The following is a 14,007-nucleotide window of genomic DNA, read 5'->3' on the forward strand; positions in this document are numbered from 1 at the left end:
GCGCAGGAAAGGAAGTGTGGGTGTGTGAAAACAGGACGAGTGCGCCGTATCTTGCTGCGGGCGGCTGTCGCCATTGGCGTGATGATGTGGCTGCCGGGTTCACTGCTGCCGGTTTCGGCCGGAAACGCGACTGCGTATACCTATACCATATCCCAGGACGAGGAATGGATGGTCACCCAGGACGCCTATCTGGTCAGCCGTGTGCTGATGAGGGAGCACGCCATGACATCCCCGCGGGATTTATTCGTGAAGGAAAACCGGCTGTATCTGGCGGATACCGGCGCTTCCCGGGTGCTCATCTATCAGCTGGATACCGGCGACTGCCGGGAAATAGGGGGAGAGACGCTGTCTTCCCCGGTCGGCCTTTTCGTGGATCAGAACAACGAGCTTTATGTGGCCGATAACGGCCTTGGCGCCGTTGTGAAGTTCTCGCCGGAAGGGGAGGTGCTCCATCGCTATGACCGTCCCGATTCGGCGGCCTTTGGCACGGAGACGACGTATTCCCCTTCAAAGGTGGCCGTGAACAGCAGCGGGACGCTGTATGTGGTTTCCGACGGGTCCTATGACGGCATGATCCAATTGGATCAGAACGGGGAGTTCCTCGGCTATTTCGGATACAACAACAACCCTATAACGGCGTGGGAATACTTGCAGGATTTACTGTTTACCGATGAGATGAAAGCGCAGCTGTTCAGCCGGGTACCCTATTCCTTCGGCAACGTGGACATCGATACGAAAGGAATCCTATACAGTGTCACGCAATCGGCAGAGGGGAACGCCATAAAGAAGCATGACGTTGCCGGGCTGAACCTGTTGACGCCCAACATGGAGGACGAGCAGGATTTTGTGGATGTCTGTATCGGAACGGACGGGCAAATATATGCGGTAACCGCCACCGGCCTGATCTTTGAATACGACATGGACGGGCACCTGCTGTTCACCTTCGGCGGCCGCGCCATCGCCGTGGAACAAAACGGCGTGTTTGCGACGGCCTCCGCCATTGCCAGCGATTCGCAGGGCCGTCTGTATGTATTGGATGGGGAGCGGGGGCTGGTACATGTGATGGCCCCCAGCAATTACGCCAAAGCCGTGCACACGGCCATGCGGGAATATAGCCTGGGGCACTATGCGGTCAGCTACGAGCTGTGGAACGACATCATCTCCATCGGCGGCGCCAGCTATTTTGCCACCAACAATATGGCGCAATGCCTGTTCCAGGAGAAGCAGTACGACGAAGCGGCGGCGCTGTACCGCGCTTCCGGCGATCGCGAGGGGTACTCGCAGTCCTTCTGGCATATCCGCAACCAATGGCTCAGCAAGGCGCTGCCGTATCTGCTGCTTGGGCTGGCGGTCGCGGCGGCCGCGGTGATGGTGTGCCGCCGTCTGCTGCGCAGGCGGCAGCCGGCGGCTTCCGGCCCCCATATTCTCCGGGACGACGCCAAGCTGCTGTGGCGGACGGTGCGGCATCCGATCGACAGCTTTTATTCGATTCGCCACGAGGGGGCCGGTCATATTTCGACCGCTCTGGTCATCTACGCGTTGGCCTATCTGCTGTTTATCGCTTATCAGACGGTTTCCGGCTTTGTTTTGATTGGGAACAGCGGGCAAAAGGCCTCCCTGCTCTTTCTGTCGCTGATCTTTCTGGCGCCGCTTATTCTGTTTATCCTCAGCAACTTTCTGGTGGGCGAGGTTAAGGAAAGCAATGCCCGCTTCCGGGACATCCTGGTCTCCACCGCCTATATCCTGGCGCCGTTTGTGGTGGCCGCCCCCATCCTGATCCTGATTTCTCACGTCCTGACCACCAGCGAGCTGCGGTTATTCCAGCTGGCGATGGTGGGGCTGATCCTCTGGATGGTGGTCAATCTGCTGATTGCCACGCGTGAAATGCACGCGTATGACCTTTGGCCGGCTATCCGGCATCTGCTGATTACGGTGTTTTTGATGTGCGTGATTGTGCTGGCCCTGTCGATGATTTATATGTTCTGGGATCAGCTGACCGACTTCGTTTTGTCCATTATCAAGGAGGTGGGCTATCATGGGAAAGGGGCTTGATGAGCGGAAGCGTCCGCGCCGGTGGTGGACTTTCCTGCTGGTCGGAACGCTGTGCCTGAGTGGCTGCTCCGCCTCCGGCTGGACCGCCGGGCGTAATGACGCGACGGCCATGATTGGCCATGTCGATCAGGAATCGCTGCAGTCCAACCGGTTCACCCATATGGAAGGCGACGGCGGCAAGGCGCTGCCGCAGCTGGCGCTGGACGGGTTTTCCCTGGTGGCTGAAAACGATACGCTGGGTTTGTATCTGCGGGAACAATACGCCTGCATCCGCGTGCTGGATAAGGCGACCGGCTATGTGTGGGGATCGTTCCGGGAGGATGAGCCCGAGGACTTGAACGAGACCTGGGCGCGGTTCGGCAATTCTGTGGTCAGCCTGGAATGCATCGATTCGACCGGCATGACCAAAAAGGCCGCCGCCGGCCAGGACGAGGCCTCCCGTCGGTACACCTGGCTGGACGACGGGTTTACCTGCGCGGTCGATTTCGGCGAGGAAATCAACATCGCGGTGACGGTATCGGTCCGGTTGGGGGAGAACCGGCTGCTCTTTTCCGTTGACGACGCTTCCATCCGAGAGGAGGGCGCGTATTTCATCCATAAGCTGTACTTTGCGCCGTTCCTCGGCTGCACACGTGCGGCGGACACCGACGGCTATATGCTGATTCCCGACGGCAGCGGCGCGCTGATGCGGTATCAGGAGCCGATGCAGGTGCTGCGGCCCTATTCCGCCCGTGTGTATGGACTCGATCAGGCCATTGACAACCTCTCCGAACTCAACGATCTGGAGGTCAACCGCCCGAAGGAGTTTTTGACCGAATCGAACACTGTGACCATGCCGGTCTTTGGACTAACGCACGGTGTGCGCAAGCAGGCGCTGTTCGGCCGTGTGAAGGCGGGCGCCGCGTATGCCTATATCGAGGCGACGCCGGCCGGATTTGTAACGGATTATAACTGGGCGACGGCCTCGTTCCTCTACCGCCAGACCTATCTGCAGCCGACCTCGAAAAAGGGCGACGGCGTGCCGATCCTGCAAAAGGAGCGCAATCCGGTTAACCCGTCGCTGGAGCTGTATTTCCTGAACGGGCAAAACGCCGACTACAACGGCATGGCTTCGCTGTATGCCGATATTCTGCTCCGGGAAGGTATGCTCGGGCGCAACCAGAACGGGCTCGCCCCGCAGGTGGCGCTGGATGTGATAGTGGCCGATGCGGAAAAGGCCCTGATCGGACACAATACCAAGCGCGTTAGCTCGTTGGAGTATGTGACGAAGGCGGTGGAACGCCTGCATGGGAACGGGTTGAGGCGGATGGCGGTTTCCCTTTTGGGGTGGCAGAAGGGCGGCCTGAGCGGCTACACCAAATCCCGCCTATACGATAAAACCGCCTGGGGATCCTTCTCGTCGCTGCAGGCGCTGTCTGCGGCGCTTGACCAGAACGGCGGCCAGCTGCTTTTCTATATGGATCCGCTGCGCGCCAAGGATATTCAAATCAATCCCCGCCGGGATTCCGCCATCGGCATGTCGCAAAACCCCGTCAAGGTGGAGAGCCTCGACAAGAACCGCTTCTTGGGCGATACCTGGTATGTGAAGGGGACGGCCGGGCTGGACTATCTGCGCAGGCAGTCGGCAGTGCTGTCGGAGGCCGGCTATTCTACGGCGATCGACGGCGCCGGGCTGTTGTACGGCGAGTATCTGGCGGACGCGTTTGTCACCCGGGCGGATATGCTTCTGCGTCAGCAGGAAGTCTACCGGGCGCTGGCCGAAAAGAGCGGCCCGCTGACGCTGTATGGGCCCAACGACTATTTATTCCCCTATACCGGCGTGTATCGTGACACGCCGATGGCCGGCAATCAGGACATTTTTGAAACCGATTCGGTACCGTTCCTGCAGCTGGTGCTGTCCGGCCATATGCGTCTGATAGCGCCGTATGCCAACGAAAATTTTTATTCCCGCACCGATTTGCTCAAATGCATGGAGTACAACGTGTATCCGTCCTTCCTGCTCACGGAGGAACCGAACGGCGCGCTGAGCAAAACCACCTTATGGACGACGAGCTCATCGCAGTTTGAGCAATGGGAGGAGATCATCCGGGAGCTGACAGGCGCCGTCTGCGAGGTGCTGGAGCCGGTGCAGGGGGAGCGTATGGTTCGCCATACGGCGATTGCGCCGCTGGTGTATGCCATCACCTACGAGAGCGGCACGGTGTATGTCAACTATGGCAGCGAGGCCTATACCACCGGCAGCGGTGAGACGGTGCCGGCGGAAAGCGGCCGGTTCGTACCGTTTTCGGCTGAGCAGAGAACGAGGGGGGAGTAGCATGAAAAAGAAACGATCGATTTCGTTGAAGACAAGGGACTCTCTCGTGGGGACGCTGTTTATGTCGCCCTGGCTGATCGGTCTGCTGGTGTTCACGTTGATTCCGTTTATCTACTCCGTTTGGCTGAGCCTCTGCTCGGTGGAATTCGGGCCGGACGGCATGCAGACCGCCTTCGTCGGCGGCCGCTGGTATAAGGAAATCTTCTCGGCGGACGCCTATTTTCTGCAGGCGCTGAAGGATACCCTGCAATTCATTGTGCTGTTTATGCCGATGATACTCGTGGTGGCCATTATCTGCGCGCTTCTGCTCAACAAGGCGCTTCACGGCCGCACCTTTTTCCGCATCCTGTTCTTCTTCCCGGTGGTTGTTATCAGCGGTCCGGTTATGGAAAAGCTGATCAGCAACCAGGCGACCGCCATCATCAGCGCCGATACCTATTATGTGTATCAGGTGATTGAAAATCTGCCCGCCATCCTGTCCACGCCGCTGATGTATATCTTCGACAACATCGTACTGATCCTGTGGTATGCCGGCGTGCAGATGCTGATTGTGCTGGCCGGTCTGCAGAAGATTGGCGATTCGCTCTATGAAGCCGCCTCCATCGACGGCGCAAGCGCCTGGCAGAGCTTCTGGAAAATCACGCTGCCCTATCTCCGCCCGATGATTTTAATCGCCGCGGTGTATACGGTGGTGGATTTGGCCGCCATGACCAGTACGCCCATGTACACCCTTATTCAAAACAACGTGACGAATGTCGAACGGCCATATTCGTATTCCGCGGCGCTTTCCTGGCTGTACGCGCTGGTGGTGCTGGTCATTCTGGGGATCGTCTACAGGATCCTGCGTGAGAAGGGGGAAAAACAGCCATGAACGCCAAACGGCTGAAGGCCAGGACGCAGGCGCATTCCAAAAACATCCTGACGAATCTGGCGGTATATTTTCTGCTGATCGGTATCGGGTTTGTCTTTTTGTACCCGCTCCTTTATATGATAATTACCTCCCTGATGACCACGGAGGATTTGATTAATCCCACCATCAAATGGCTGCCGACGCATCTGGACTTGACCAACTTCAAGCAGGTGTGGCAGGTGCTGGATTATCCGATCAGCCTGTTTAACTCCGCCTGGTATTCGCTGATTTGCTCGCTGGCGCAGACATTTTCTTGTGCACTGGCCGGGTATGCGCTGGCACGTTTTTCGGTTCCGGCCAAGAAATTTTGGATTGTAATGCTGATTATTATCTTCATCATTCCCGCCAACGTGGTGACCATCCCGCGTTATGTGCTGTTTAACAATTATCAGCTGGTCGGTTCGCCGCTGGCGACGATCCTGCCGGCGCTGACCGGCCAGGGGCTGAAAAGCTCAATTTTCGTGTTCATTTTCATGAGCGCGTTTTCCGCCTACCCCCGCGCCTTTGATGAGGCGGCGCAGCTGGACGGAGCGGGCAATATGCGGATTTTCTTTCGTATCGCCCTACCAATGACCGTTCCTGTAATCGTTTTGTCGCTGGTGTTTTCGCTGGTGTGGTACTGGAACGATGTGGCGCAGTGCGGCCTGCTGATCGGAGACGATTTCCAAACCCTGCCGCTGGAGCTGAAAGCCTTTGACGCGCAGTTCAGCCAGATGTTCAGCTCCACCTTCGGCGATGCGTCCAACCGTCTTAATGAGCGGTATCAGATGACGGCCACCATTATGGTGATTGCGCCGCTGGTTCTAGTGTATGCTCTGCTGCAGAACTTTTTTGTCAAGGGTATTGAAGCCTCGGGGATCACCGGCGAGTAGAGGGGAGATAAATCGATGAAATTTAAGCTGTCTGGCGGAAATCGAAACGCCAGCTGCACCCTCTCAGAAAAATGGGAAGGGGAGATCCTGTACGCCGCCCTTCATGTCGTTCTGGCGGAGGAAGCTGTCCCGGAAAAAATCCGGGTGGATTTTATGGTGCAGGGCTGCGGCTGCTATTCGGTATTCAGCCCTTCTGTCCGGGACTTTCGCGGCCCCGGCGTTAATTGGCGTCGGCAGGAAACCCATTCCCGCCTGGCGGAATGGATGCCTTTGCATTGCCTGCTCTCCCGTGACGGGAGAAATCGCCTGAACGTCACCCTGTCTGAGGTACGGCTCCCCGTCGGTATTTACACAGGTATCCGGGAGGAAACCGGCGAGCTGGAATGCACGGTGGAATTTTTCACCCAGCCTACCACGCCGATTACGGAATATCAGACGATCATCCGCCTGGATTTCCGTCAGCTGCCCTATGACCAGTCCGTTGCGGACAGCGTTCGCTGGTGGGAAACCGCCTGTGGCTATACGCCCGCCCTGTCGCCGGAGCGGGCCAGGATGCCCATGGACTCCCTGTGGTACAGCTTCCATCAGGAGCTGTCCGCTGAGGAAATCCTGGAGGAGTGCGTCTTGTCACGCGCCATGGGGATGCGTACGGTGATTATTGACGACGGCTGGCAGACTGCCGATAACAGCCGGGGTTATGACTATTGCGGCGACTGGCAGCTGTGCCGCGCCAAAATCCCCGATATGCAGGCTCTCGTCCACAGGCTGCATGAAATGGATATGGCCGTGATGCTGTGGTATTCCGTCCCTTTTATGGGTAAACGTTCGCAAAATTACCATAAGTTCCGGGATAAAATGCTACACGAGGGCGTGCTGGATCCCCGGTATAAAGAGGTGCGGGAGTTCCTGACGGATACTTATAAAAGGGCCGTGGCGGATTGGGATTTGGATGGCCTGAAGCTGGATTTTATCGACGCCTTCACCCTTGGCGAGGGGGCCCTGAAGCCGGACGCTCGGCGGGATTATCTCTCGCTGGAGGAGGCCGTTGATACGCTGATGCAGGAGGTGAAGCGGGAACTTACCGCCATTCGCCCGGATATTCTCATTGAGTTCCGCCAGGCCTATGTAGGGCCGGCCATACGGCAATACGGTAATATGCTACGGGTGAGCGATTGCCCCGCCGACGCCCTGCGCAATCGCCAAGATATCCTCAACCTGCGGCTCACCTCCGGCAGGACGGCCGTCCATTCGGATATGCTGATGTGGAGCCCGGAAGAAAGCCCGGAAGCGGCGGCCCTCCAGTTCGCTAGTGTGCTGTATGGCGTTCCGCAAATATCCGTCAGGATAAAAACACTGCCGCCGGCTCACAAGCAGATGCTTCAATTTTATATGAATTTTTGGATGCGGTACCGGGAAACCCTGCTGGACGGCGCTATTTCCGCCGATAGCCCGGAGGGGTATTACAGCCAGGCCCGCGCCCGGCTTGGACGCCGGGAGGTGGTTTCCGTCTATACCGATCCGGTGGTAGCGTGTACCGCGGCGGAAACGGTAGCGGTGAACGTTTCGCCCAAAAAGGCCCTGTATGTGAAGGGCGCGGCTGGCCGTCGTTATCGGGTGGTGAACTGTTTGGGCGAAGAGATAGAGAATGGGATTATTTCCGCGCCGCTGCAGGAAATCGTTGTGCCCATGTCAGGAATCCTTTTTACAGAAGAATAAAGGGTGCAGAAAAACCGGGACGGACAGGCTCCGTTCCGGTTTTATGCCCTGAAGGCAGACGCACAGAATTAGTGATGAAACTGGCGGTATTCGGAGGGGGAAACCCCGTATCGTTTTTTAAACAAATGAGAGAAATAATGTTGATCGTCGTAGCCAAGCCGCAAGGCGATTTCCCCGATGGACAGATAGGTGTTACGCAGCAGATTCTTGGCCGTCGTTATCTTTTTTGAAATTTGATATTCATAAGGAGTGACGCCGAAAGCCTTTCGAAAATTTTTGATGCAGTAATCTTTTGAGCGGAAAATAACTTTAGCCAATTCATCATTGCTAACGATTCGGTCGAGATGGAGAGAAATGTACTCCTTCAGCCGATTCATTTCCGAGGAATTCTTTTGGGAATTAAGATTGTCCGACAGGCGAATAACCATCCGGAGAAACCAGATAGCCGTCTGGTTAAAAAGTTCGGTTTGAGGGGTATACTCATCCTTCAAATTCTGGAGCATTTCATGAAACTCATCTTCGAATCCGACGCCATCAAAAATGACCTTATCTTTGATCGGGTATTCGTTAATGATTTGTTCCGCCAACGGGCCACGAATATTGAAGAAAATTTTAATCCACGGATCATCCGCGGAGGAACGGTAGTAATGCTCGGTTTTTTGCCGAAGCAGCCAGATATTTCCGGCGGAAGCTTCATAGCTTTCTCCATTGACGATTAAATTGCCTCTGCCCGCAGTTACGTATTCGAAAACGGTTTCGGTGCTGCATTTCCGCTGCATCCAGTAGCTACCATCGCAATAGGATATCCCGGCCATTTCCAAATAAAAAGGAGGAATATCATTTTTATCGGGTGAATAAAAGGTGCGGATAATTTCCTTCATTGCTGTCCAGCATCCCTTCTTGAATTTTCTTATATTTACGGCTCTCGATATACAAGGCAGATTACGCACGGCACTTTTTTGCAGATGAAGGAGAATTTATGAAAAAACGCCTCATGCAAGGATGTTTCATTATATATTATAACTATTTTAATAAGTGAAGTCAATTTTATGCTCTATTAAAGGAGCTGTAAAAAAATGCGTGTTAAGACGAGACAAGAGGAAAATATGTGTAAGTTCTTTCATCGAATCCATTGAGTCTGTATTTGAGCTTTCTCCTTTCTGAATGTGGTCTCGTCAATTTCATTCTTTCGGAGCTCGCTTAAAGAGCACAAAAAGCAAGGTTCTACCTGATTTCTCAGGCGGAACCTTGCTTTTTTGCGTTTTGTCTACCTTTCCTCGCGTTGGTGTTGCAGTAGTTCTTTGTCCATTTGCTTGGGTTCGCTGCTAAAATGATTATGGGCAGATTGATTCCGACGGGAATGACCGTCTCATCGAAGCGCTTGTGAAAGAGATACGAAGTTGGCGATGGGATAAACTCTTACAGCGGTGTATACGAGAGCCGCTCCTGCAATAGGGCAAAGGCATGCTTTTTGGTTCAAAAAGACGTGAAAACAGAGCTTCTTCACGGAAAAACTTGAATGGGATGGCTTTTACAATTTTACTATAACAAAAGAATTTCCAGTGGGAAAGACCGTCAATATGGTTACTTTTTTGTCCGCATTTCATCAAATACATTAGACTTTGTTAAGTCTATAATAAAATTGTCAAGGAGGTAAAGGCATGCTTACCAGCCAAAAACGATTTCATTTTGATAACAAAAATTTGCAGAAGCAGATTGGGCCATATTGGCTGTATCAAATTGGAGATTTGAGCTGTATCGGCGATTACTATGTGGAGCGACACCGTCAGTTTGTCTATGAAGTTACTTTTATTGCTTCCGGTCTTGGCCATATTCGCGTTCGGGATAAATGGTATGAGGGAAAGCCAGGAAACGTCTTTATCCATCGCATCAACGACATCCACGAGATGCAGGGAGATAAGGCCTCCGGCTTTCGATATTTTTATCTCGGTTTTGATTTTAAGGATCTGACATTGCCGGCTTATAGTAAGTTGAAAGCCCTTTTTGATAACGACGCGAATGTTACGGTGGAAAATGCGCCGGGCGTACAGGAGGCGTTCCTCCGGCTGTTTAATGAGGTTATTATTAACGACGCTTTTACGGATCTGCTGTTGGAGAGCTACATCAACGATATTTTGACGCATACTTTTCGGGCCTTCAGCCAGCAAAAATTTGTTGCCTATTCTGCCGAAAACGAGCGCAACAACAGTGAAAAGCTGGTTTACGACGTGATCAATTATATTGATCTAGAAGCTGCTTCTATTCATAAACTCGGCGACCTATGCGATATGTTCGGCTACAGTTATTCGCATATTGCCAAACGGTTTACCGCGGTCATGGGGGAATCGCTGCAGGCGTATTTCATGCGGCGAAAATTTGAACAGGCCGCCGATCGCCTCCGCCAGGGCTTGAGTGTTACGGAGGTGTCGGAGCAGACGGGCTATCAGTCTATTCATGCGTTCAGCCGGGCCTTCCGGCATCAGATGGGGATGACCCCGTCGGAATATAAGAACTGGGCGGAAAAAGCGAAGGAAGAGCTATAAAACGATTTGGGGGAATGAGGGTGTATACAACGGCGGCGCACGGCGGTCATACTGAAAGATTGCCCAATATTAGTCAGATCTACTCATTTAAAATAGCTGGATATTTAGGAGATCGCCTGAAAAATAATGAGGCAGTATGGCTGCATCATGTGTGGGAGAACAATCCGGCTCTGTTTGAGGTGTTTCGTGAAAGAGATGCCCATCCCCGCTGCATTGTCCCGTGGTTCGGGGAATATCCGGGGAAAATCCTGACCGGTATGGCGCTGACCTATCGCATGAGCGGGGATTCGGAGACTCTCAGAGCCGGACGGGAGCTGGTAGAACGTTTGAAAGCCCTGCAGGGAGACGACGGGTATTTGGGCCCGCATCCGAAGGAACGTCGGTTTAACGGCCCCATGCACGAGGACACGATGGCCGTGTTTCAGTGGGAGCACGCGATGCTTTGGGATGTGTGGGGCCACTACCACTGTATCTATGGCCTGCATCAATGGTATGCCGCCACAGGGGATACCGCGGCGCTGGATATAGCGATAAAAGCGGCGGACAGCGTATACGCTTACTTTATTGCGGGCGATCGCCCCTTTTCCTCCGCCGGTGAGACCGAGATGAACCTGACGATAGGGCATGCGTTCGCCCTTTTATACCGGGAGACGGGGCGTCAGGCGTATCTGACCGCGGCGGAAAGCGTGGTGGCCGAGTGGTCCAAGGAAGGCTGCGGCAACTGGTTCCAGGATGCGCTGGCCGGCAAGGACTTTTACGCTATGGAAAAGAAACGCTGGGAGGCGCTGCACGGCGTCATGACGCTGGCGGAGCTGTACCGGGCCACCGGCAGAACGGAGTATTACACGGCGCTGGAAAACATATGGCGGAGCATCGCGCGCACGGACAGGCACAACGACGGCGGCTTTTCCTCCAGCGAGGGGGCCGTCGGGGATCCCTATCGCCTGGAGCCCATCGAGACATGTTGTACCGTGGCCTGGATGGCCCTGAGCACCGACTATCTCAAATTGAGCCATATGTCCTGCGCAGCCGATGAGCTGGAGCTGTCGTTTTTTAACGCCGCGTTGGGAAGCCTGACGCAGAACGACTATATTTTTACATACGATGTGCCCATGAACGGCCAGCGCATCGGCGCCGACGTCACCTTAAGATGGCAGACCATCGAGGGGGCCCGTGATATGAACTGCTGCCAGGCCAACGGCAGCCGCGGGTTGTCCCAGGTGGCGGAATGGGCGGCTTTTTCGGATGAAACCGGCTTGTACCTGAACTTTTACGGTCCCTGCGCTATAGCGGCCCGTACGCCGGCCGGCCGGCGCATCCATCTGACCGAGGAGTCCGCCTATCCCCGGGACGGCGCGGTGACTATCACCTTAGAATTGGACGAACCCGAAACGTTCCCGCTGCATATCCGCATCCCCTGCTGGTCGGCGGCGACGGCGCTTTCGGTCAACGGCGTGGTGCAGACCGGGGTGCGTTCCGGCCTGTACTATACCATGGAACGCGCCTGGAAAAGCGGGGACGTCCTGTTCCTTTCATTGGATATGTCGCCGCACTATTGGACGGGCGGCGGGGCAGTCAGCGGCCGTACCTCCGTGTATCATGGGCCGCTATTGCTGGCGCTGGATACGGGGGCTTCCGGTACGGATGTCGACGCCTGCGTTTTTGAGCGGCAGGCTCTGGAAAATTGGAGCGTGGAAAGCGGCAGTAAAGACCATTGGCTGACCGCTACGGTAAAAAATACCGCCGGGGAAACCGTCCGCCTGCTGGACTTTGCCAGCTGTGGTCGGGATGGAGCCTGGTATATTTCCTGGTTGAATGTGCGGAATGCACCGGCGGCTATTCCCGCGGAGAACGGAGGAAATCCGATATGGAACAATCGATAAAAGGCGGCACGGTTCCGGTTGTGGTAGCCTGCGTGGGGGACAGCATCACCGAAGGAATCGGCGCGACCCGCGCCGACCAATACAGCTACCCGGCGCAGCTGCAAGGGCTGCTGGGCGAAGGGTATGCCGTCCATAACTATGGAGCCAGCGGTATGACCCTGCTCGCGGAAGGCGATTATCCCTACATACGGCAGGAGCGGTATGCGGCCAGCCTTGCCTGCCCATGCGACGTGGTGCTCCTCATGCTGGGCACCAATGATTCCAAGCCGCAGAATTGGCGCTTCCAGGAGTGGTATCTCTCTGAATTGACCGAGATGATCCGAACGTATCAGAGCCTGCCGTCCCGTCCCCAGGTTTATGTGGCGACTTCGCCCGTCGTGTTCCAAAGCATTGACGGCATCACCGACGGCGTGGTCAGCGGGGAAATCGTCCCTTTGCAGAAAGAGGCTGCCCGGCATACAGGCTGCCGCGTGATAGATATTAACGCCCTGACCAGGGGGCATGAGGCGTGGACGGTCGACGGCATTCACCCAAGCGACGAGGGCTATGCGCATCTGGCCGGGGCCTTTGCCCATGCGTTGTCCGAAGCCTTATCGGCAGACAGGAGGAAGACGCATGATTGACGCCTGGTATCAAAAACCGGCGGGGGTTGAAACCCGCTGGGCCACCTGTGAAAACCCCCGGGGGGAAAAGGGCCGCGCAGCCATGCGCGGCCAGGGCCGTAAGGGCTGCCCCTGCACCGGCCTCGGCGCGGGCTGCTCCTTTGTTATGGCGGAGACGGAAGGGCGCAGCGGCGTGCTGCGGCGGATATGGATGGCGGTGCAGGACTATGACAAGACCTATTGCCTGAAGGGATTGAAACTGGAGATCTTTTGGGACGGCTGTGAAAAACCGGCGGTTTCGGTGCCGCTGGGGGACTTTTTTCTCCATGTCCCCGGCCGCCTGATTCCGGTGGACTGCGCCGCCTTTACCACAACGGAAGGGCGCAGCTTCGTCTGCACTATTCCCATGCCCTTTCAAAGCGGTATGCGGGTGGTTATCACCAACGAGTCGGCGCACGATATAGCGAATGTGTTCTATGAAGTGGATTACACACTGGGCGATCCGTTCACGGAGGGCACCCTCTATTTCCATGCATTTTATAACCGGGAACACACCACTAAGCTGCTGGAGGACTACACCATTCTCCCGCTCGTGCGGGGAAACGGCAGATACCTCGGCACGGCGATGACCGTACGTGCCAACCCGGATTTACCGGGCTGGTGGGGCGAGGGCGAGGTAAAGGCTTACATCGACGGCGACGATACCTATCCCACCCTATGCGGAACGGGATCCGAGGACTATATCGGCACCTCCTGGGCGATGGGGGAGTTTTCCGGATGGTATCAGGGGTGCTTGCACTGCCGGGAGGGGATGGCCAGCTTTTACCGCTTCCACATCCCCGATCCGCTGTATTTTGAAAAGGATATCCGGCTGACCATTCAGCAGCTGGGGTTTATGACGCCGGAGCTCCGGCAGACGTTTGGGGAACGGGGCATCCAGGTATACAAGCCCGGCGGCGGCGCCTTCTTCGATCTGGAAAACGATATAGGCCTGTACGAACGGGTTGGCGACGATTTCAGCAGCATCGCCTATTTTTATCTAAGCGCGCCGTGTTCGGAGCTGCCTGCCATGGAATCCGCCGCGCGGCGGATGGAAGGATATGTCGAATAGCGCC

General features: G+C 55.6%; 10 protein-coding genes. 9 read left to right on the top strand and 1 reads right to left on the bottom strand.

Features of this window, described 5'->3' with window-relative positions:
- Nucleotides 1-24 precede the first annotated feature (24 nt).
- Genes ACSAMM_RS00815 through ACSAMM_RS00835 form a run of 5 tightly spaced genes read left to right on the top strand, consistent with a single transcriptional unit; the run spans nt 25 to nt 7,864 of the window.
- Nucleotides 25-2,052, top strand: coding sequence for a YIP1 family protein (locus tag ACSAMM_RS00815; protein WP_178725467.1), 2,028 nt, complete (start codon nt 25-27; stop codon nt 2,050-2,052).
- Nucleotides 2,036-4,366 carry a DUF5696 domain-containing protein gene (locus tag ACSAMM_RS00820; RefSeq protein ID WP_178725469.1) on the top strand — a complete coding sequence of 777 codons (2,331 nt, stop codon included), beginning with the start codon at nt 2,036-2,038 and terminating at the stop codon, nt 4,364-4,366. The genes ACSAMM_RS00815 and ACSAMM_RS00820 overlap by 17 nt, the downstream gene beginning before the upstream one ends.
- 1 nt (nt 4,367) lies before the next feature.
- The gene (locus ACSAMM_RS00825) at nt 4,368-5,237 is read left to right on the top strand and encodes an ABC transporter permease subunit (protein ID WP_178725471.1); all 870 of its coding nucleotides are present in this window, start codon (nt 4,368-4,370) and stop codon (nt 5,235-5,237) included.
- Nucleotides 5,234-6,148 carry an ABC transporter permease subunit gene (locus ACSAMM_RS00830; protein ID WP_178725473.1) on the top strand — a complete coding sequence of 305 codons (915 nt, stop codon included), beginning with the start codon at nt 5,234-5,236 and terminating at the stop codon, nt 6,146-6,148. Before ACSAMM_RS00825 ends, ACSAMM_RS00830 begins: the two co-directional genes overlap by 4 nt.
- 15 nt (nt 6,149-6,163) lie before the next feature.
- Nucleotides 6,164-7,864 carry a glycoside hydrolase family 36 protein gene (locus ACSAMM_RS00835; protein WP_457789081.1) on the top strand — a complete coding sequence of 567 codons (1,701 nt, stop codon included), beginning with the start codon at nt 6,164-6,166 and terminating at the stop codon, nt 7,862-7,864.
- 68 nt (nt 7,865-7,932) lie between these two features.
- Here ACSAMM_RS00835 and ACSAMM_RS00840 read toward each other — a convergent pair whose 3' ends face one another.
- On the bottom strand, nt 7,933-8,745 hold the full coding sequence (locus ACSAMM_RS00840) for a helix-turn-helix domain-containing protein (protein ID WP_178725476.1): 813 nt from the start codon (nt 8,743-8,745) through the stop codon (nt 7,933-7,935).
- A 780-nt stretch (nt 8,746-9,525) separates the two neighbouring features.
- Here ACSAMM_RS00840 and ACSAMM_RS00845 point away from each other — a divergent pair.
- The 4 genes from ACSAMM_RS00845 (at nt 9,526) to ACSAMM_RS00860 (ending at nt 14,003) form a co-directional block, all read left to right on the top strand.
- Nucleotides 9,526-10,407 carry a helix-turn-helix domain-containing protein gene (locus ACSAMM_RS00845; protein WP_457789083.1) on the top strand — a complete coding sequence of 294 codons (882 nt, stop codon included), beginning with the start codon at nt 9,526-9,528 and terminating at the stop codon, nt 10,405-10,407.
- Nucleotides 10,408-10,556: 149 nt separating this feature from the next.
- A complete protein-coding gene (locus ACSAMM_RS00850) occupies nt 10,557-12,290 on the top strand; it encodes a beta-L-arabinofuranosidase domain-containing protein (RefSeq protein ID WP_457789085.1) in 1,734 nt (577 codons plus the stop codon).
- Nucleotides 12,275-12,913 (top strand): GDSL-type esterase/lipase family protein, encoded by a 639-nt coding sequence (locus tag ACSAMM_RS00855; RefSeq protein ID WP_457789086.1) that lies wholly within the window; start codon nt 12,275-12,277, stop codon nt 12,911-12,913. The genes ACSAMM_RS00850 and ACSAMM_RS00855 overlap by 16 nt, the downstream gene beginning before the upstream one ends.
- The gene (locus ACSAMM_RS00860) at nt 12,906-14,003 is read left to right on the top strand and encodes a glycoside hydrolase family 172 protein (RefSeq protein WP_457789088.1); all 1,098 of its coding nucleotides are present in this window, start codon (nt 12,906-12,908) and stop codon (nt 14,001-14,003) included. Before ACSAMM_RS00855 ends, ACSAMM_RS00860 begins: the two co-directional genes overlap by 8 nt.
- Nucleotides 14,004-14,007 lie beyond the last annotated feature (4 nt).

This window comes from Anaeromassilibacillus sp. SJQ-5 (assembly GCF_054108045.1).